Annotated in this window: 15 protein-coding genes; 8 read left to right on the forward strand and 7 right to left on the reverse strand. The window is 71.3% G+C overall.

The window, feature by feature from the left end:
- Nucleotides 1-88 precede the first annotated feature (88 nt).
- From AC2CJA_RS01210 to AC2CJA_RS01240, 7 genes are all read left to right on the forward strand, one after another.
- Nucleotides 89-637: a DUF5987 family protein gene (locus tag AC2CJA_RS01210; RefSeq protein WP_484600744.1), complete on the forward strand. Its 549-nt coding sequence runs from the start codon at nt 89-91 to the stop codon at nt 635-637.
- Nucleotides 634-2,289 (forward strand): FAD-dependent oxidoreductase, encoded by a 1,656-nt coding sequence (locus tag AC2CJA_RS01215; RefSeq protein WP_484600745.1) that lies wholly within the window; start codon nt 634-636, stop codon nt 2,287-2,289. Before AC2CJA_RS01210 ends, AC2CJA_RS01215 begins: the two co-directional genes overlap by 4 nt.
- Before the next feature lie 101 nt (nt 2,290-2,390).
- Nucleotides 2,391-3,197 carry a TIGR03084 family metal-binding protein gene (locus AC2CJA_RS01220; protein WP_484600746.1) on the forward strand — a complete coding sequence of 269 codons (807 nt, stop codon included), beginning with the start codon at nt 2,391-2,393 and terminating at the stop codon, nt 3,195-3,197.
- A gap of 67 nt (nt 3,198-3,264) precedes the next feature.
- Nucleotides 3,265-3,477, forward strand: a complete 213-nt coding sequence (locus AC2CJA_RS01225; RefSeq protein WP_484600747.1) for a hypothetical protein — start codon at nt 3,265-3,267, stop codon at nt 3,475-3,477.
- Nucleotides 3,478-3,690: 213 nt separating this feature from the next.
- On the forward strand, nt 3,691-3,945 hold the full coding sequence (locus AC2CJA_RS01230) for an acyl carrier protein (RefSeq protein WP_241713130.1): 255 nt from the start codon (nt 3,691-3,693) through the stop codon (nt 3,943-3,945).
- 52 nt (nt 3,946-3,997) lie between these two features.
- Nucleotides 3,998-4,870, forward strand: coding sequence for a phytanoyl-CoA dioxygenase family protein (locus AC2CJA_RS01235; RefSeq protein ID WP_484600748.1), 873 nt, complete (start codon nt 3,998-4,000; stop codon nt 4,868-4,870).
- A 113-nt stretch (nt 4,871-4,983) separates the two neighbouring features.
- On the forward strand, nt 4,984-6,234 hold the full coding sequence (locus AC2CJA_RS01240) for a cytochrome P450 family protein (protein WP_484600749.1): 1,251 nt from the start codon (nt 4,984-4,986) through the stop codon (nt 6,232-6,234).
- 35 nt (nt 6,235-6,269) lie between these two features.
- On the opposite strand, the gene AC2CJA_RS01245 is transcribed toward AC2CJA_RS01240, so the two are convergent.
- Together AC2CJA_RS01245 and AC2CJA_RS01250 are read right to left on the reverse strand one after the other, a co-directional pair.
- Entirely contained in the window at nt 6,270-6,701 is a 432-nt protein-coding gene (locus tag AC2CJA_RS01245) for an SgcJ/EcaC family oxidoreductase (protein ID WP_484600750.1), read from the reverse strand.
- A gap of 57 nt (nt 6,702-6,758) precedes the next feature.
- A complete protein-coding gene (locus AC2CJA_RS01250; protein WP_484600758.1) occupies nt 6,759-7,943 on the reverse strand; it encodes an acyl-CoA dehydrogenase family protein in 1,185 nt (394 codons plus the stop codon).
- 248 nt (nt 7,944-8,191) lie between these two features.
- Here AC2CJA_RS01250 and AC2CJA_RS01255 point away from each other — a divergent pair, with 248 nt between their 5' ends.
- Nucleotides 8,192-9,787, forward strand: coding sequence for a 4-hydroxyphenylacetate 3-hydroxylase family protein (locus AC2CJA_RS01255; RefSeq protein WP_241713122.1), 1,596 nt, complete (start codon nt 8,192-8,194; stop codon nt 9,785-9,787).
- Nucleotides 9,788-9,847: 60 nt separating this feature from the next.
- Here the strand turns inward: AC2CJA_RS01255 and AC2CJA_RS01260 are convergent, their stop codons facing one another.
- The 5 genes from AC2CJA_RS01260 to AC2CJA_RS01280 all read right to left on the reverse strand — a co-directional run bounded on the left by AC2CJA_RS01260 (nt 9,848) and on the right by AC2CJA_RS01280 (nt 18,400).
- The gene (locus AC2CJA_RS01260) at nt 9,848-11,185 is read right to left on the reverse strand and encodes a condensation domain-containing protein (protein WP_484600751.1); all 1,338 of its coding nucleotides are present in this window, start codon (nt 11,183-11,185) and stop codon (nt 9,848-9,850) included.
- A 25-nt stretch (nt 11,186-11,210) separates the two neighbouring features.
- Complete coding sequence (cmdF, locus tag AC2CJA_RS01265; RefSeq protein WP_484600752.1) at nt 11,211-12,836, reverse strand: tyrosine 2,3-aminomutase; 1,626 nt, start codon at nt 12,834-12,836, stop codon at nt 11,211-11,213.
- A 54-nt stretch (nt 12,837-12,890) separates the two neighbouring features.
- Nucleotides 12,891-15,521, reverse strand: coding sequence for an AMP-binding protein (locus AC2CJA_RS01270; RefSeq protein ID WP_484600753.1), 2,631 nt, complete (start codon nt 15,519-15,521; stop codon nt 12,891-12,893).
- Between the two features lie 35 nt (nt 15,522-15,556).
- The gene (locus AC2CJA_RS01275) at nt 15,557-16,981 is read right to left on the reverse strand and encodes an FAD-dependent oxidoreductase (RefSeq protein ID WP_484600754.1); all 1,425 of its coding nucleotides are present in this window, start codon (nt 16,979-16,981) and stop codon (nt 15,557-15,559) included.
- A 177-nt stretch (nt 16,982-17,158) separates the two neighbouring features.
- Complete coding sequence (locus AC2CJA_RS01280; RefSeq protein ID WP_484600755.1) at nt 17,159-18,400, reverse strand: acyl-CoA dehydrogenase family protein; 1,242 nt, start codon at nt 18,398-18,400, stop codon at nt 17,159-17,161.
- Nucleotides 18,401-18,679 lie beyond the last annotated feature (279 nt).

Genomic DNA, 18,679 nt, shown 5'->3' on the forward strand with positions numbered 1-18,679 from the left:
TAACGTCTCCCTGACACCAGCAATCAGTCCCCACTCACCGACGGAGGTCGAGTTGCAGCGGGATGGATCGAATGCGCCGACGAAAAACGTGGCGGACGACGTGTCGCTCACCCTTGAGGCCTACGCGGACACGATCGTCCCGGGAGAGAAGCGATGGCCTGGAGACCGGGCCGTGGCCGGCGTCGTCACAGGCGGTGGAGCGGTGGCGGCCGGCGCCCTGGAGCTGCTGCGATGGGACGCCACCGGCATCAGCGCCAGTTTGGACGACTTGGCGCAGCGCGTCAACGGGCACGCCGAGGCCTACGCCGAGGAGACCGGCATGCGGCTCGCCCCGGACGTACCCGCCTTCGTGGCGCTGGAATACGAGCACCGCGCGGAGGTGGTCGCACGACTGACCCGTCCCGGCCACCCGGAGAAGGAGTTCTGGGTACTCCTGTCGCTCTTCTGCAACATGGCTTTCGACTCGGCCGCGCACCTGCACACCGCCGACGCGCTGCGGGACGGCCACCCGGGGCTGGAGGCCATGGGCATCACCAGCCCCGACGCGGACGGCCTGTGGCGCTTCCGTGACTTCGGGTACGGACGCGAGCTCGCACGACCGCACCCCGCCACCACACCCTCAGGGAGCCCGGAATGAGCGAGACGACCGAGCGGACCGACGTTCTGGTGATCGGCAGTGGATTCGGCGGCGCTGTCGCCGCATACCACCTGGCGGCCGGTGGCGCCAAGGTGACCGTGCTGGAACGCGGTCCGTGGCTGGAGAGCGAGGATTTCGAGCACGACTACAAACTCGGTTCCTCCTACACACGCGTCTTCGACTTCGTCGTCGGCGACGGGATGAGCGTGCTGGGCGGCAACTGCGTCGGCGGCGGCAGCGTCGTGTACTTCGCGGCCATGCCGCGGGCTCCGCGCTTCGTCTTCGAGCGCAAGGGCGGCATCGGTCGTCGGATGTGGCCCAAGTCCGTCAGCCGCGACACCCTGGAACCGTGGTACGACCGGGTCGAGGAGTCCCTGTCGGTCAGCAGACAGGGCTGGGAGGACGTCTCGTACGCGGGAGGGCTGTGGGCGGCCGCCTGTCATCGCGCCGGCCGCACCGCCAATCCGCTCGCCGTCGCGATCGACAACTCCAAGTGCGTCAACTGCAACTTCATGATGGCCGGGTGCCGCTTCGAGGCGAAACACTCCCTCACCTCCAACTACCTGCCGGCCGCCATCGCCCACGGAGCCGAGATCCGCCCCCTGCACGAGGTGCAGTACCTGGAGCGGACCACCGAGGGCGGTTACCGGGTTCATTACAACATCGTCCACGACGAGGACTACCGCCTGCGGAACGGGTCCGGCGCGATCGAGGCGAAGATCGTGGTGATGGCCGCCGGCGCCGCCGCGACCCCCGTAATCCTCCAGCGCAGCGAGGCGCACCTGGGCAGGATGCCGCACGCGGTGGGACGCTACTTCTCCGGCAACGGCGAGCGTCTCAACACCGCGATCCTCAACGAGGACAAGGTCGCCGAGCTGCTGGGACTGTCCCGCGGCGAGGGGGAGCTGCCCTACGGCGCCAACGCGATCGGCAGGGGTCCGACCGTGGCCAGCTGGGACAGGCTCGACGGCTCGCTGCCGGAGTACTCCCGCTACTCCCTGGAACAGCTGTACTTCCCGCCGGGCCTGGGGACGATCCTCGCCCAGGCGCCGGGTGCCACCGGCCCCGCCTGGTTCGGCAGGGAGAAGAAGGAGATCCTGAGGAACTGGAAGTCCTGGCTCACCATCTTCTCCATGACCGAGGACGACAACGAGGGCGTCTTCGGTCCGCCGCCCGCGACCGGCAACGCGCACCGCATCTCGCAGCAGATGCTCGGCCGCGGCAGCCTGACGTACCGGCCGACGGACAACACCTGGCACGGCTGGCGGCAGTCCGACGCCGAGGTGAAGGAGATCCTGGAGAAGGACGGCCTGGCCAGGGTGATGCCGTGGACCAACGACCTGGTCGGCGCCTACACCGTGCACCCGCTGGCGTCATGCCGTATGGGGGACGACCAGCACACCTCCGCCCTCGACGACACCAACGAACTGCGCGGCCACCCGGGCATCTTCGTCACCGACGGCTCCGCCGTTCCCGGCGCGCTCACCGTCAACCCGGCGATGACCATCGCGGCGGTCGCCGAGCGCGCGATGCCCGGCATCGTGGCGGCCGCCCAGCGCAGGGGCGTAGCGGTCTCCTACGGCGCCCCGACTCCCAACGGCCGGCGGGGCGGCCGTGAGAACCCGCTGCCCCTGCTCCCCGCGTCCGCTTGACCTCTCGCCGACGCGATCACACACAACCGGCCGGCGACGTCGAGGAACTCGACGGCTCCGGTGAATTGCTTGACGAAATCGACTCAGGGAGATGACAGACCGTGGACACCCCGAACGACGTGCTGAAGGCTCTGGCCACCGACATCGACGAGGTCGAGGCGCTCCTGCGGGGCCTCGACGACGCCGACTGGAGGAAACCCACCCCCGCGCCCGGCTGGAACATCGCCGACCAGGTCGCCCACCTGACGTTCATCTTCCGGCTGGCCGGGACGGCGGCCGCCGACCCGGACGCTTTCAAGGAAATCACAGCCCAGGCCGCGGAGAACTTCGACGGGGCCGTCAACGCCGCTCTCCGGCAGTTCAACGGCCACCCGCCGGCCGAACTCCTCGCCCGCTTCCGCTCCGAGGGCGACGCCTCTGTCGAGGCGCTGGCGGCCGTGCCAAAGGACACGGTGGTGCCCTGGCTGGTCAACCCGCTGCCGCCGGCCGTGCTCGCCTCGGCCGGGATCATGGAGCTCTTCGGTCACGGACAGGACATCGCCGACGCTCTCGGTGTACACCGCGAACCCACCGACCGGCTCTGCCACCTGGCCCGGTTCGCCTTCCTGACCCGCGACTTCGGCTACCTGGCCCGGGGCCTGACGCCTCCTGGGGAGGCGTTCCGCTTCGAACTCACCTCTCCCTCCGGCGAACTGCTCGTCTCCGGCCCGGAGGACGCCCGCCAGAAGATCACCGGCTCCGTCCACGACTTCTGCCTCCTGGTGACCCGCCGACGTCACCGCGACGACCTGGCTCTGACCGCCGTCGGCGAAGAGGCCGACCGCTGGCTGGACATCGCCCAGGCCTACCGCGGCCCCGCCGGTGAAGGCCGTGCCCCCGGACAGTTCGCGGACCGGAGCCGCGACTGACCGGACCGCCAGGACGCGCCCCGGGGACCACAGTCCGTCCCCGTCCGCCAGAAGCCCGGGAGAGGCCATGACCGGCACGCGTGTCCGTAACACCACGGTGATCGGCTGCGGTCCCGCCGGCACCTCCGCAGCCCTCGCCCTGGCCGGGGCCGGGGTCCATGAGGAGGCACTGCCGCGCGGCTGCGACCTGAACGGTTACGTCCCCGGTCGTCTCCTGGCCGGGGACGGGGGGCGGACTCAGCGGGGCCCGGCGTGCTCACCGGCCGGCCGTGGATCCTGACCCCCTGGCACACCACCCCGCCCGACGCCGTGGACACCGTGCGCGCGCTCGTCACACTCTGCGGGGCGCTCCTGCTGGAGCCGGGCCCGGTCCGGCCCGGGGAGGTCACCGCCCTGCCGGCGGCCCGCAATCCAGGAGATGCCCTGCCCACAACCGGGTGTGAAGCTGCCATCACGTGCCCGGTGGGACTCGACCGGAGAGGAAGGACCGCACATGAGCGCGGATGTGACGACGGTGACGGCGAAGCTGGAGAGGATCTGGGCGGAGACACTCGGGGTGCTTCCCGGTGATCTCAAGGACACCACGTTCTTCGAGGCGGGGGGCGAGTCCATATCCGCCACCCGCCTGGTGTCGCGCATCGAGGACGAGCTCGGCGTACAGATCGAGGTCGGCGACATCTTCGAGGAGGACCCTGACCTGGACGCCCTCGGCCGCCTCGTCACGGCCGGCGGCTCCCACAAGGGCTGAGCCGCCGCGGTCGGCACGGGCTCGACGACGGCGCGGAGGAAGGTGAGGTGCTATGAAGGGGTTGCAGCGTTTCGGTCCCGGGGCGGGCCTCGACGAGGTCGTGGAAGCCCTCGAGCGGGACGGGGCGGTGGTCGTCGAGGATCTCGCCGAGGCCGCCACCGTGGAGGGGCTGTGGGAGGATCTGGGGCCCTGTCTGGAAGCCCGCGACTACAGCGGTGACTGGTACAACGGCAAGCGTACCCGGCGGGTCTCCTCGCTCTTCGCCCGCACCACCGGGCTCACCCCGGTGGTGACGCATCCCCTGTACCTCGGCGCCGCGCGCCGGATCATGCAGAAACCGGTCCACGTCTGGATCGGCCGGTCCCGGACCGAACTGACACCGACCATCCAGATCAGCGGCACCCAGGCCATTCAGATACACAAGGGGCAGGGCAGGCAGCCCCTGCACCGTGACGACGCGCTGCACCTGCGCCGCCATCCCGGTCCGACCAGCCGGGTGCAGCTGATGCTGGCCATGAGCGACTTCACCGCGGACAACGGCGGCACCATGGTCATCCCGGGCAGCCACCACTGGGACGACGAGCGGGCCCCGCTTGCCGAGGAGGCCGTCCCCACCGAGATGAGGGCCGGTTCGGCCCTCATCTGGCTCGGCGGGGTCTACCACGGCGGCGGCGGCAACACCACCGACGCCCCGCGCACGGGACTGACCATCGCCCTGGACCTGGGCAACCTCCGCCAGGAGGAGAACCAGTACCTCGCGGTGCCCAGAGAGGCCGTGCTCGCCTACCCGGAGGAGGTGCGGCGGCTGCTCGGCTACGACCGCTGCCCGCCGGGCCTGGGCTGGTACGAGATGGAGGACCCCTACACCGTCCTGGAGGGCGACGGTCCGGCGCCCCACCGGGCCGCTCCCGGCAGCCATCGGTAGAGCCCGCCGGCACGCGGGAGCGGTCCGGCGCCCGACCGGGCCGCTCCCGCGTGCCGGCGGGCGTCCGCGCCCCGCCGAGCGACACCCCAGACACACCACCCCAGGAGAAACCCATGCCGCAGCGCTGCCCCGTCGCCCACACACTCGACACCACCGGGCGGGACATCCATGCCGAAGCCGCCGCCCTGCGGGCCCGCGGGACCGCCGTCCGGGTGGAACTCCCCGGAGGGGTCCTCGCGTGGTCGATCAACGACTACGCCACCGTGCGCAAGGTGCTGAGCGACCCCAGGGTCACCAAGAGCGCCCGCAACCACTGGCCGGACTTCATCGAGGGGCGGATACGCCCCGACTGGGAGATGATCAGCTGGGTCGCCATGGACAACATGGTCACCGCGTACGGCAAGGACCACGTCCGGCTGCGCCGGATCGTCGGCAAGGCGTTCACCCCGCGCCGCACCGAGACCTACCGGCCGCTCGTCCAACGGCTCACCGGCGGCCTGCTGGCCTCCCTGGAGACCGTGGAGCCGGGCGAGGTGGTGGACCTCAGGGAACGCTTCGCCTACCCCCTGCCCGCCATGCTCGTCGCCGAGCTGATCGGCATGTCCGAACAGGCGCGCGTGGCGACGGCCGAGGTCATCGACATGATGGTGGACACCACCGTCACCCCCGAGCAGGCCCGGGCCGTGCTGCTCAACTGGCGCGGAGCCATGGAGCAGCTGGTGGCCGAGAAGCGGGCGCACCCGGGCGAGGACATCACCAGCGACCTGATCGCCGCCCGCGACGAGGACGGCTCACGGCTGTCCGAGGCGGAGCTGTGCGACACCATCTTCGCGATCCTTGGCGCCGGGTCCGAGACGACCATCAACTTCTTCGACAACGCCATCACCGCGCTGCTGACCCACCCCGGGCAGCTGGAGCTGGTCCGTTCCGGGCGGGCCTCGTGGGACGACGTGATCGACGAGACGCTCCGCGTGGAGTCGCCCCTCGCCCACCTCCCGCTGCGCTACGCGGCCGAGGACATCGAGCTGGAGGGCGTGACGATCCCCAGGGGCGACCCGATCCTGGTCAACTACAGCGCCGTCGGACGCGACCCGCGGCTGCACGGGGAGACCGCCGACCGCTTCGACCTCACCCGTCAGGACAAGGAGCACCTGTCCTTCGGCCACGGTCCCCACTACTGCATGGGCGCCGGCATCGCCCGCCTGGTGGCGAAGGTGGGCCTGTCCTCCCTGTTCGAGCGCTTCCCGGACCTCTCCCTCGCGGTACCGGCGCAGGAGCTCCAGCCGCTGCCGACCTTCATCATGAACGGCCACCGCGCCCTGCCGGTGCGTCTGGCCGCCGAGGTGCCGGCCGCGGTCGGCTGACCACCGACGCGCGGCGAAGCGGCGCCGGGAAAGGATCAGGCGCTGTCGCGCGGGCTGTTCTGGTAGGCGGCGAGGTACCACCGGCCGTCCTCCTGCTTGGCGGCCACCCAGGTGGCGCGCACCGCGCGCACGTCGGAGACGGTGGTCTCACCCGGCCCCAGGATCCCGCCCTGGGTGACGACAATGGCCGCGTCGGGGCGGAAGAACTTGAGCGTCAGAGGTGTGCCGACGACCCGGGTGCCCTTGTACGGTCCCTGGAACGCCGCGGTCATGAAGGCCTCGATCTGCTCGCGTCCGTCCCGGTAGACGCCGGGGAGGACCATCGTGCCCTCCTGCGTGAAGACCTGCGCGAAGGCGGCCGCGTCGTGCGCCGCCCAGGCGGCCACGATACGGCCGGGGAGGGCGGCGACGGCCTCCTTGTCGGCCTCGGGGACGGCTGCTTCGGCGGCCGGCGATTCGACGGTCATGTCGTTGCCTTTCTCTCTGCTTGGTGTGGTCCGGTCCTGCCGGTTCCCCCGGCCGGGTCAGACGTAGAGCGTGTTGGGCGCCAGGCCGCACAGGACGCGCCCGTACAGCTCGGCGTTGGTGTTCGGGTGCATCAACGCGTGCAGGTTGACGGCCTGGACGTCCCGGGCGATGCGCTGGATCGCCACATCGCTGTAGATTGAGGAACCTCCGCTGGCCGAGGCGAGGATGTCCACGGCCTCCTTCGCCAGACGGCAGACCATGCCCATGTCGGCACGCGCGCGCACCCGCTCGTCGACGGTCCACTCCCCGGCCTGCTCGTTCCTGGCGTCCAGGAGTCCGGCCAGGCGGTGGGCGTGGAACTCCGCCTGATCGATCTTCATGGCGGCCTCGGCGACCTGGTGGTGGGTCAGAGGTGCCTCGGCCTGGTTCTCGTAGTCCGTGTAGGTGATCTTGCGCTGGGGCATCCGCTCCATGAAGACGTCGAAGGCGGCACGCGCCATACCGAGCACCGCGCCGACCGAGGAGGCGGAGGCGACCGGCAGCAGCGGAGCGCGGTACATGGCCGACTCCGCGTTCGCGCCCGACACCCCGCCCTGTCCCTGCACGACGACGCCGAGCGGCAGGACGCGGTCGGCGGGGACGAAGACGTTCTCGGCGACGGTGGTGACGCTGCCCGTGCCCTTGAGACCTGAGGTGTGCCAGTCGTCCACGACCGTGAGGTCCGAGAGCGGGACCAGGGCCATGACGGGCATGGGTTCGCTGTCCGGCGCCGTCCGTATGGCGACGATGACCTGCCAGTGGGCGTGCAGGGCGCCGCTGATGAAGCCCCACTTGCCGTTGACCACGATGCCGCCGTCGGCGGGGGCGGCCATCGCGCTCGGGCTCAGGGTGCCGCAGACGCGGACATCGGGGGTGGAGAACACCTCGTCCTGGACATGGTCCGGGAACAGTCCGGCCATCCAGGTGGGGATCCAGTACACCGAGGCGGTCCAGCCCGCGGAACCGTCGGCGCGGCCCAGCTCCGCCGCGACGTCGACCAGGGTGCGGGCGTCGCTCTCGTACCCCCCGAAACGGGCCGGCGCCCGCATACGGAAGATCCCGGCCTCGGCCAGGGCCTCGATCGAGTCGTCGTGAATACGCCGGTTCTCCTCCGACCATGCCGCGTTCTCCCGCAGGGCCGGCACCAGTTCGGACGCTCGACGAACAAGTTGCTCCCGAGTGGGAACATCGGTCGTCAGCACCATATCCTCCAGGAAAATAAGTCCCGTTGCGAAGGCCGGGAAACGGCCGTCCGTGATATTCACGAAGAACGTTGGCATTCAGCGGCGGCGCACGCATCTCCTGGATTGCGCAGCAACCGGTACGGCTGTTCTCCGGCTTTCGGTGCCGCACCCTGGGAGAAGATATTTCCCGTGCCTTCCTGCGACCATGGTGGCCCCCAGTACGTCGCCGAGCGTTCCTCGCGGAAGAGGGAAAGGGAAGAGAACTGATGACCGAGTGTCATGAAGTCCCTGCCGGCGATGCCGGCCCCGCCCGGGACCGGCGCAGGACCCGTCCCCTGACAGGGGACGAGTATGTGGAGAGCCTGCGCGACGGCCGGGAGATATACATATACGGCGAACGGGTCAAGGACGTCACATCCCACCCGGCCTTCCGCAATCCCGTCCGCATGACGGCACGGTTGTACGACGCACTGCACGACCCCGCGCGGCGAGGTGTCCTCACCAAACCGACGGACACCGGCGGGGACGGGTACACCCACAGTTTCTTCACCACCCCGCGCAGCACCGAGGATCTGGTTGCCGACCAGCGGGCCATCGCCGAGTGGGCGCGCCTGAGCTACGGGTGGATGGGGCGCAGTCCCGACTACAAGGCGTCCTTCCTGGGGACTCTCGGTGCCAATGCCGACTACTACGCTCCGTACCAGGACAACGCCCGCCGCTGGTACCGGGAGTCGCAGGAGAAGGTCCTCTTCTGGAACCACGCCATCGTCCACCCGCCCGTCGACCGGGACCGGGCCCCGGACGAGGTCGAGGACGTCTTCGTCCACGTGGAGAAGGAGACCGACGCGGGACTGGTGGTCAGCGGCGCCAAGGTGGTGGCCACCGGCTCCGCGCTGGCCCACTACAACTTCATCGCCCACTTCGGGCTGCCGGTCAAGAAGCGTGAGTTCGCGCTGGTGGCCACCGTGCCCATGGACGCGCCGGGGCTGAAGCTGATCTGCCGCCCCTCCTACACCGCCGCCGCCGCCGCCATGGGAAGTCCCTTCGACTACCCGCTGTCGTCCCGGCTGGACGAGAACGACACGATCCTCGTCATGGACAAGGTCCTCGTCCCGTGGGAGAACGTCTTCGTCTACGGCCACCTGGGCAAGGTGCGGATGTTTCCCGGACGCTCCGGTTTCGTGGAGCGCTTCACCTTCCACGGCTGCACCCGTCTCGCGGTGAAACTCGAGTTCATCGCCGGGCTCCTGATCAAGGCGCTGGAGATCACCGGGACCAAGGATTTCCGGGGTGTGCAGGCCCGGATCGGCGAGGTGCTCGCCTGGCGGAACCTGTTCTGGGGACTTTCGGACGCCGCCGCGCGCAACCCCGTCGAGTGGAGGAACGGCGCGCTGCTGCCCAATCCCCAGTACAGCATGGCCTACCGATGGTTCATGCAGATCGGTTACCCGCGTGTCAGGGAGATCGTTCAGCAGGACGTCGCCAGCGGCCTGATATACGTCAACTCCTCCGCCGAGGACTTCGGCAACCCGGATCTGCGCCCGTACCTCGACAAGTTCCTGCGCGGGTCGGGGGGGACGGAAGCAGCCGACCGCGTGAAAGTGATGAAGCTGCTCTGGGACGCGGTCGGCACCGAGTTCGGCGGCCGGCACGAGCTGTACGAACGCAACTACGCCGGCAACCACGAGAACACCCGCACGGAACTGCTGCTCTCCCAGACGCTCTCGGGGCAGGTGGACGCCTACAAGGCGTTCGCCGATCAGTGTCTGTCCGAGTACGACCTGGACGGGTGGACCGTGCCCGACCTCTCCTCGTTCGACGAACTGCGCGCCTCGACCAGGGCAGCCCTGTCGGACGGCTGAGGCCCGGCAGGACGTTCGGGCCCCGGCGCCCCGGGGGGGGGCCCCCCGGGCCCGAACGGGTCAGACCAGGGACAGGGGCGCGTCGGGGGCCATCACGGTCCGGTCAAGGACCCGGACGAACCCGGCGGCGAACTCCCGCATGGTCTCCTCGCGGAACAGGTTGGTGTTGTACCCCAGGTGGCCGAGCATCTCGCCGGAGGCGGGGTCGATGTCCAGCTGGAACAGCACACCGTCGGGGACATCGGTGCTCACGGGCTGGGAGAGCAGGCGGCGGCGTATCTCGGAGATCCTCACGTCGCCCGCCTCCATGCCCTCCCGCGCGGGGAACTGGAACACCTGGAACGCGACGACGCCCAGGTCGTCCGCACCGAAGGAGGCGGCCAGCTCCGGCGCCTCGGCGGCGACCTGGCTGAACGGAAGGGGGTTCCCGTACGCCTTCAGGCACGTCGCGCGGGTGCGCTCCACCACCTCGCGGAAGGTGGCCGCGCCGGCGAGGTCCGTGCGCAGCGGGACGAAGTTGAAGAAGGCCCCGACGGTGTCCTGGAACCTGGCGGGGCCGCGGCCGGAGGCCATCGTCGGCACGACGACGTCGGTGGCGCCGGCCAGGCCGTTGAGGAAGACCTTGTACGCGGCGAGCAGCACCATGAAAGCGGAGCCGCGCGTCTGCCGGGCGAGCTCGCGGGCCGCCGAGGTCTGCTCGGACCCCACCAGGAAGCGGTGCACCGCGGTCGTCTTCTCCAGGCCCGCGGACTTCGGGTGGTCGGTGGGAACACCGGTGATCCTCGCCCCGGCCAGCCGCTCGCGCCAGTAGGCCCGCGCCCCGACCTCGGCCGTGGGGGCGTAACGCTCCCGCTCCCAGGCGGCGAACTCCCGGAACTGCACGGCCTCCGGCAGCTCGGCGAGGTCGTGACCGCACCGCTTGGCGTACAGGATGCCCAGATCGCGGATGATCACCTGCAGGGAGACCTCGTCGACCGCGGTGTGGTGGGCGATGAGGACCAGCACAGTGTCGTCCTCGTCGAACCGGCCCAGCACCGCGTGCAGCAGCGGCAGCCGGTCCACACCGTAGTGCCCGCCCTCCAGTTCGATCAGCAGCTCCTCCGCGCGGCGGTCGCGCGCGGCACGGTCCGGCTCGGGCATCTCCCGGACCGTCAGGGAGACGGGGGAGGGCGGGAGGATCTCCTGGCGCCGGTCCTCCGGGTCGCGCACGACGATCGTGCGCAGGGCCTCGTGGCGCGCCACGACATCGTCCAGCGCGTCCTGCAGGGCGGCCGGGTCCACCTTCCCGGCCAGTCGCCAGCCGCCGACGATGTTGTACAGCGGTCCGAAGGGGCCCTCCCGGTCCCCTTGGTCGAACAGGCACAGGAACTCTTGGTTGAAGGAGAGCGGAATACGCATGGGTCCGTCCCAAATCTCGTCGGGGTCAGGCCAGCACGGTGCCGGTCCGGCCGGCGGCTTCGAGGAACTCCCCGCGCGCGAGGGCGGCGGCCACCAGCTCGATGTCGTCCGACATGTAGCGGTCGCGGTCGAGCGTGGGCACCAGGGAGCGGATCTTGTCGTACGCGGCCCTGCCGGCCGGGCCGAGCCGGTCGTAGCGGCCGGACAGGTCGATCGCCTGGGCGGCGGCGAGGAACTCCACCGCCAGGATGTGGTTGTTGTTCGACAGCACACGGCGCGCGTTGCGGGCCGCGATCAGGCCCATGCTGACCACGTCCTGGTTGTCCCCGTTGGACGGGACGCTCTGGGTGCTGGCGGGGCCGATGGTGCGGTTCTCGGCGACCAGGGCGGTCGCCGGGTACTGGGCGCCGGCGAACCCGCTGTTGAGCCCGGGGTCGCCGGCGACGAGGAACTCCGGGAGGCCCTCGCTGAGGTGCCGGTTGAGCAGGCGGTTGGTGCGGCGCTCTGAGAAGACGCCCAGCTGGGTGAGGGCCACGGTGACGAAGTCCATGGCGAAGGCGATCGGCTGGCCGTGGAAGTTGGCGCCGTGGAACACCTCCTTGCCCTCGAAGAACAGCGGGTTGTCGTTGGAGGAGTTCAGCTCGGTCTCCAGTTTCTCCGCCGCGTGGTAGAGGGTGTCGCGCACGGCCCCCACCACCTGCGGGATGGCACGCAGTGTGTACGCCTTCTGCAGGTACACCTCGGTGCGCGAGACACTGTCGCCGGTGCGCTGCTCCTCCGCCTGCCTGCGCAGGTCGGAGTGCCGCAGGACCAGGCCGCTGCCGCTCAGCAGGGCGCGCATGTTGGCGGCGGTGTCGATCTGTCCCCGGTGCGGTCGGGCGATGTCGTGGCCCTCGGCCTGGAAGGGGCTCAGTGAGCCGCTCAGCGCCTCCAGGACCAGCGCGGTGACGATCTCGGCCTGGCGCACCTGGTCCAGGGCCCGGCCGACGACCAGGGAGCCGAGTCCCGTCATCGCCGAGGTGCCGTTGATGAGCGCGAGCCCCTCCTTGAAGCGCAGCTGCAGCGGCTCGATGCCCTTCTCGCGCAGCACCGGGCCCGTCGGGACCCGCTCGCCGTCGCGCAGGAGGTAGCCCTCGCCGATCAGCGTGCTCGCGATGTGGGAGAGGGGGGCGAGATCGCCGCTGGCGCCGAGCGACCCGATCTCCGGGATGGCCGGTGTGATGCCGAGGTTGAGGTAGAGGGCCAGACGTTCGAGCAGCTCGGGGCGGACCGCCGAGTAGCCCTTGGAGAGTGCGTTCAGCCGGGCGGCCACGATGGCGCGCGCCTCGTCCCGGGTGAACAGCGGGCCGACTCCGGCACTGTGGCTGCGCACCAGGTTGGTCTGGAGCTCCACTTCCTTGGACTGGTCGACCAGCATGTAGATCATCTCGCCGTAACCGGTCGTGACGCCGTAGACGGGAGCGCCGTCGCGGACGATCTTCTCGAACTGCTCGCGGCTCCTCGCCGCCCTGGACAGCGAGTGCGGGGACACGAAAACCGGAGCCAGGTCCTCCGCCACTCGGCGCACGGCCGGGATGTCCAGGGTCTCGCCGTCGACTTCGACGTCCAGGCCGTCGGAGTCGGTCGGGACGTCGGTCTCCAGAATGGTCACGGCATTCATCCCATCGTCAGTTCGCGGTCAGGTATCGTTCGGTAGCCGAATCGGTCATATCGCCTTCGCGGCCCGGGCACCCGGTGCGGGGCCGGCGCCGGCCGCCAGCGCATGCCGGTCGACCTTCCCCCCGGGGCCGCGGGGCAGTTCCTCCACCGCCACGAACGACACCGGGGGGAGCGCCTGCCCGAACCACCGGCGCAGGCCCGACCTCCAGGCCCGGGCGGGCAGCGCCGCGCCGCCCTCCGCCGGGCGGCGCGGTACCACGTAGGCGGTCAGGTGCCTCACCAGCCCGTCCTCCCCGGTACGTGCGACGACGGCGCAGTCGGCCACCGTCTCGTCGGCGGCGAGCCTCGCCTCGACATCGGTGAGTTCCAGGCGGGTGCCGAGGATCTTGACCCTGCTGTCGCCGCGTCCCGCGTACTCCAGCAGTCCGTCCCAGCGCCTGCGGCCGAGATCCCCGGTGCGGTGGCAGGGGCCGCCGGCGATGCCGGTACCCGGCGCTCCGGCCAGGGGGCGAAAGGCGTCGCCCGGGGCCGCTCCCACGTAGCCGGGGGTCACGTGCGGGCCGCACACGACGACGCGGCCCGTGACTCCGGCCGGGCAGGGCCTGCCGTGCTCGTCGAGCACGAGCACCTGTCGTCCGGGTATGGGCCGGCCGATCGGCACGGTGCCGCGGACCGGCCCGTCCACCTCGTGCCAGGTCGCCAGGATCGTCTCGGTGGCTCCGTAGAGGTTGACCAGCCGGACGCCGGGGAGAACCTCGCGCAGGCCATCGGCCAGCTCACCGGGGAACGCCTCGCCCGCCAGCAGCAGATGACTCAGCGAGACGGGCCGCAGCGGGGCCGCCTCACGGATCGCCGCGAGCAGCCGCCGGGCGAAGCTGGGGACGGTCTGGAGGTGTGTGATCCGCTCCGTGCGGAGCCAGTCGGCCAGTTTCTCGGGGTTCGCCCGGTACCTGTCCGGGACCGGACACAGAGTCGCTCCGGTGGTCAGGGCGGCGAACAGCTCCACGAGGCCGGCGTCATAGCCGGGGGCGGACCACTGCGCCACACGGGAGCCGGGGCCGATCCCGAACTCCGTGGTGAACCACTCGACGAACTGGGCGAGGGTGCGGTGGCTCTGCGGAATGCCCTTGGGCAGCCCGGTGGAGCCCGAGGTGTAGGCGATGTAGGCCCAGCGCCCGGCCGGACCGGCCCCCTCCGGCGCAGGCGGGCAAACGTCGCCCTCCGCGGGGGCCGCCCGGACGGGGAGCCCCGGGCTCGCGGGAGTCTGCCGCGGGGGGTCCAGGCCGATGACGTCGATGACGTGGCCACCTGCCTCCTCACCGAACCAGGAGACCAGTGGAGAGTCCCCGGCCCGCGACTCCACCAGCAGACAGTGCGGCCGCAGCTCCGAGAGGACGGCTCTGCCCCGTTCCCCCGACAGGCCCGTTCCCAGACACACCGCATGGGCGCCGGCCCCGAACACGCCGAGCAGCGCGGCGGCCCTGTGAGGGCCGTTCGGCAGCCGCAGCGCCACGGGCGAGCCCTCTTCGGTGTCGAGCGCACGCAGCGCGCGCTCGACGGCCTCCGCCTCCTCCCACAGTTCCCGGTAGGTGACACCCTCCCCGCCGTCGTCCAGCGCGAGGGAGTCCGGACGCGAGCGGGCGACCGCGCGCACCTGTGTGTGGACCGGTCGTCCGCTCCACACACCGGCCGCGATCCGGTCCGCCTCACGGGCCGCGGCGCGCAGTTGCCCGGGTGTCTCCAGCGGCAGCGTGTCCGCAGGCGTGCCCGGGGCGTCCAGCGCGGCGCGCAGCAGCGTACGGAGCTGGCCGAGCAGACCCGAGGCCGCCGCCGCATCGAAAGGGACCGTGCGGTACTCCAGGCGGCCCGACACGTGGGAAGGGGAGCACCTCACCGTGAGCGCGAGGTCCGTGTCGGGCACGCCGTCGTCGGACCGCAGCCGGTGCACCCGGGCACCGGGGAGGCCGAACAGGGGCTCGGCGGGGTTCTCCGCGCGGAGCAGCGCGTCGTACCGCGCCGGCCGGTTCGCGGGCGAACCGGCTGTCCGCCGGGACCCGGCCATACGGGCGACCAGCTCACGGAACGACGGCTGCCCGGTCAGATCGGCGAGGACAGTCCGATGGCCGCCGTCCGGTTCCAGTACCCCTATGACCGGCCGTTCCTCGCCGGTGTGTCTGTTCAGCAGGCAGCAGTAGGCGGCCAGCAGGACGTCCAAGGGCGTCGTGCCCTCCCGCGAGCACAGCGCGGCCAGGGGAGGGGACAGACCGGCCGACCAGTCGAAACCCGCTCCGCAGAAGTCCCCCGCGCGGCCGCCGGGTGCGGCCCGGCAGGCCGCACCCAGGTCGCTGATCAGATCGGCCGGGGAGTGCCGGTCCGCGAAGTCCTGATTCACCCAGACCATCACCAGGTGCGTGTCGTCGGCCGTTCGCGCGACGACGAGCCGGGCAGCCGGTCCGGGTGCCGCGGCGGGGGGGAGGAGGTCCGGATCGGCCCGCAGACGTGCGGCGGCCCTCCACGGCCCGGTGTCCGGTATCTCGCCGAGGTTCGTGAAACCGAAGGGGCCACGGCCCGGCACCGCGTACCGGGCCGTGGTCCCGCGCCAGGCGGTGTGCAGCGCCCGCTCGTCGAGGCCGCCGGTCACCGCGTACGCCCGGTACAGGTGGGCCGTCTCCGCCACGTCCGCTCCCTTCGTCTCGTCTCCGGCAGCGCGGGTCAGCCCGCCGACACCAGGTCTTCTCCGCGGGAGTCCGCGGAGGAACGGGGCCCGGCGCCGGAACGAGGACGGAGCCTGTCCCCGATCGCGCCCATCACCACGTTCCACAGCACGCGCGCGACGAAGGCCGGGCGCTTCATGGCGTCGGGTGTGTCCACCAGACCGGCGCCGCGCATGTAGGCGGCGGTGACGGTGCCGTCACGGGTCGCCGCCTTCTGCACCAGCTTCAGGAAGGTCTGGGCCGCCTTCACCTGCGCGGTCCGCTCGCCCTGTACGCCGGGGAAGGTGAGGTCGACGGTGTTGGTCATCTCCCAGGCGGGGTCGATCACGTCCCGGGCCAGGTCGCGGAAGTACTGCGCCGGGATCGGCGCCGCACCGGTGTGCAGGTGGTCGCGGATGGTGAGGGCGCCGAGCGCGGCGACCGTCATCCCCTGGGCGTAGACCGGGTTGAAGGTGGTGACCGCGTCCCCGGTGACCAGCAGGCCCGAAGGGAGCCGGTCCAGCTCCTCGTAGCGGCGCCGGAGGGTGGTCGGGAAGCGGAAGGCGACCGGCTCGTCCAGGGGGACGGCCTTCTGCAGCGCGTCGTGGATGTCGGGGACGGCCAGCGACTTCACCCAGGAGTACAGGCCCTCCTGGTCGGTCGGGGGGTGGTCCCCGAGCAGCCCGTAGGTGGTCAGTTCCACCCGGTCGCCGTCGGTCTTGGTGAAGATGGCGCCTCGGGGCACCCCGGGGAAGGCAACCGGGTTGATGGACAGGTCGCCGTCGTAGGGGTCCTCCAGCAGCCTGTAGTGCTGGGTGACGTAGCCGAGGCCGATCTTCTTGCGCTCCTCGGGGACGCGCTGGTAGCCGAGTTCCTCCAGCCAGACGGGGGTGCGCGAGCCGCGGCCCGTGGCGTCGACCACCAGGTCCGCCTCCAGGATCTCCTCGGACCCGCCGTCCGCGAGCGGCTGGACGCGCACCCCGGTGACCCGGCCGCGGTCCGCGGTGGTGACCAGTCCCAGGATGTCGTGCTGCTCGCGGAAGGCGATGTTCGGCAGGGCCGCGGTGCGGCGGCGTATGTGCTTCTCCAGCATCGGACGGCTGGCGGCCACGCAGGTCAGTCCGGCGACCTGCTGCTTGAGCCGCCTGCCGTTGAAGTACCAGCGCACATGGCCGGCCAGGTCGCCGGTGGGGACGCCGTCGTCGAAGATCTCCTGGGTGATGCCGGGGTACAGCTCCTCCATGGCCAGCTGCCCCCGGGCCAGCAGACCGTTGATGTGCCGGCCCTGTGGGCAGTGCTTCCGCGGCCCCTCCACCCCGGTCAGCACATCACGGTCCACGACGAGCACGGCGTCGTAGGCGTCGGCGAGCACCCTCGCGGCGAACAGGCCGGCGATGCTTCCGCCGAGTACCACCGCCCGAGTACCGGTCTTGTCACCCGACACGGGTACCTCCTCGGATCTCCCGGTATGGGATGGGAATCTGGGACTGGGACGGGAACCGGTGACCGGTTCCAGGTGCGCCGATCGTTGCGCCGGTGTGCGGTACGGCGCATCTCCTGGAGTGCTGCCCGGTCCCCGGCGTGCGGCCCGGGCCGGGCCGGGGAGGCCGCGCGGGGGCTTTCAGGGGGCGCGGACGCCGAAGCGCGCGCGCGACAGTTCCCGGTTCGCCGCGGTGAACAGGAACACGGCGATGCCCGCGTGGCTCTGCTGCATGGACATGTCGCGCCAGACGCGCTCCATGCGCTCGCCGTTGCGCACCGCGCTGGAGCCGGCTGTGGGGAAGAGGTAGCCCTCGACCGCGCGCCAGCTCATCCGCACCACCTCGCGGCAGACCGAGGCGATCCGCAGTTCGCGTTCGGGCGTGACGTGCTCCGGTCCCCTGGAGGAGACCTCCTCCCACTGCCGGACGGCCCCCAGCAGGCCCGTCTCCGCCGCGTGGACGAGCCCGGCGGCCTCGCCGTACCAGTACTGGAAGTCGGGGTCGTGGGTGCGGGGGACCACGGGCGGGAACAGCGTCCGGCGCGACCGCATCAGCTCCTCGTAGGCGTCGAGGGCCCCCTTGGCCATGCCCACCGCCAGCGCCGCGTCCTCCAGGATCATGAAGCTCAGGGGGCCGCCGCCGTACATCGGGTTGCCGTGCAGGTCCCGCCCCGGCGTGCCGCCCGTGACGTTCACCTGGCTGAGGTGGGTGTCGAGGGTGAAGTGGTCCGGGACGCGGCCGTCCTCGATCCGGATGCCGTGCGAGCCGCTGCCCCGCAGGCCCAGCTGCTCGCCCCAGTCGTCGAGCCGGGTGAACTCGCTGCGCGGTGCCACGAACAGCAGCGGCCGCCTTTCCCCGTCCCCGTCGTCGACGAGGGTGTGGCCCATGAAGTGGGTGGCGTAGGGCGAGCCGGAGCAGTAGCGCCAGGTACCGCTGATCGCCCACCGGCCGTCGGGGGCGCGCTCGCCGGTGCCGCTCGGCGCGACCGTGGCCGGGCAGACGAAGTCGCCGCCCGCGAAGATCTCCGCCTGCGCCCGTTCGCCGAACAGTGTGGCCACCGCGTGCGCGTGGGCCGCGCCCAGGCAGTACATCCAGCCCGTCGACGGGCATCCCCTGGAGAGCTCGACGACCACGCGCATGAAGGTCCCCACGCCGAACTCGTAGCCCCCGTACCGCCGGGGGACCAGGATGCGGTAGAAACCCGACCGGCGGAACAGCTCATGCGTGTCCTCGGCGTAGAAGCCGCGCCGCTCCGTCTCGGCCTGACGGCCCACCAGGTCGCGTGCGACGGCCTCGGCCCGGGCCACGACCTCGTCCGGTTTCAGGCCGGGTTCGGGGGGTGGGGAGAGGGTCGTTTCGGAAGCGTTCGCGGTGAGCTTCATCGGCGCGGATTCCTTTGCCTCGGATGACACCACGCCGCGGGGACACGCCGTCCGTGCTCCGCCGCGCCGCGGCCCTGGCCCACGGCCATCGTCCGCAGCGTGGCACCCGCCTCCCACGTGGGCATCTCCTCGATTGCGAAGGCAGCCGGCTCCCGGAGCGCGGCGGCAGGCACAGCACACGGGAAGATGCCGCCGGAAGGCGTGCCGTGGGACCGTCGTGGGGGGGGGGGGGGGGGGGGGGGGCGGGGGGGGGGGGGCGCGGCCGCCCGGGCCGGCGGG

This window comes from Streptomyces sp. ATLC9 (assembly GCF_057196705.1).

Bases quoted from the DNA above. Each gene is read 5' to 3' on its own strand.
- AC2CJA_RS01225 (WP_484600747.1), top strand. From the start codon at position 3,265: ATGACCGGCACGCGTGTCCGTAACACCACGGTGATCGGCTGCGGTCCC.
- AC2CJA_RS01230 (WP_241713130.1), top strand. From the start codon at position 3,691: ATGAGCGCGGATGTGACGACGGTGACGGCGAAGCTGGAGAGGATCTGG.
- AC2CJA_RS01215 (WP_484600745.1), top strand. From the start codon at position 634: ATGAGCGAGACGACCGAGCGGACCGACGTTCTGGTGATCGGCAGTGGA.
- AC2CJA_RS01240 (WP_484600749.1), top strand. From the start codon at position 4,984: ATGCCGCAGCGCTGCCCCGTCGCCCACACACTCGACACCACCGGGCGG.
- AC2CJA_RS01235 (WP_484600748.1), top strand. From the start codon at position 3,998: ATGAAGGGGTTGCAGCGTTTCGGTCCCGGGGCGGGCCTCGACGAGGTC.
- AC2CJA_RS01255 (WP_241713122.1), top strand. From the start codon at position 8,192: ATGACCGAGTGTCATGAAGTCCCTGCCGGCGATGCCGGCCCCGCCCGG.
- AC2CJA_RS01260 (WP_484600751.1), bottom strand. From the start codon at position 11,185: ATGCGTATTCCGCTCTCCTTCAACCAAGAGTTCCTGTGCCTGTTCGAC.
- AC2CJA_RS01245 (WP_484600750.1), bottom strand. From the start codon at position 6,701: ATGACCGTCGAATCGCCGGCCGCCGAAGCAGCCGTCCCCGAGGCCGAC.
- AC2CJA_RS01280 (WP_484600755.1), bottom strand. From the start codon at position 18,400: ATGAAGCTCACCGCGAACGCTTCCGAAACGACCCTCTCCCCACCCCCC.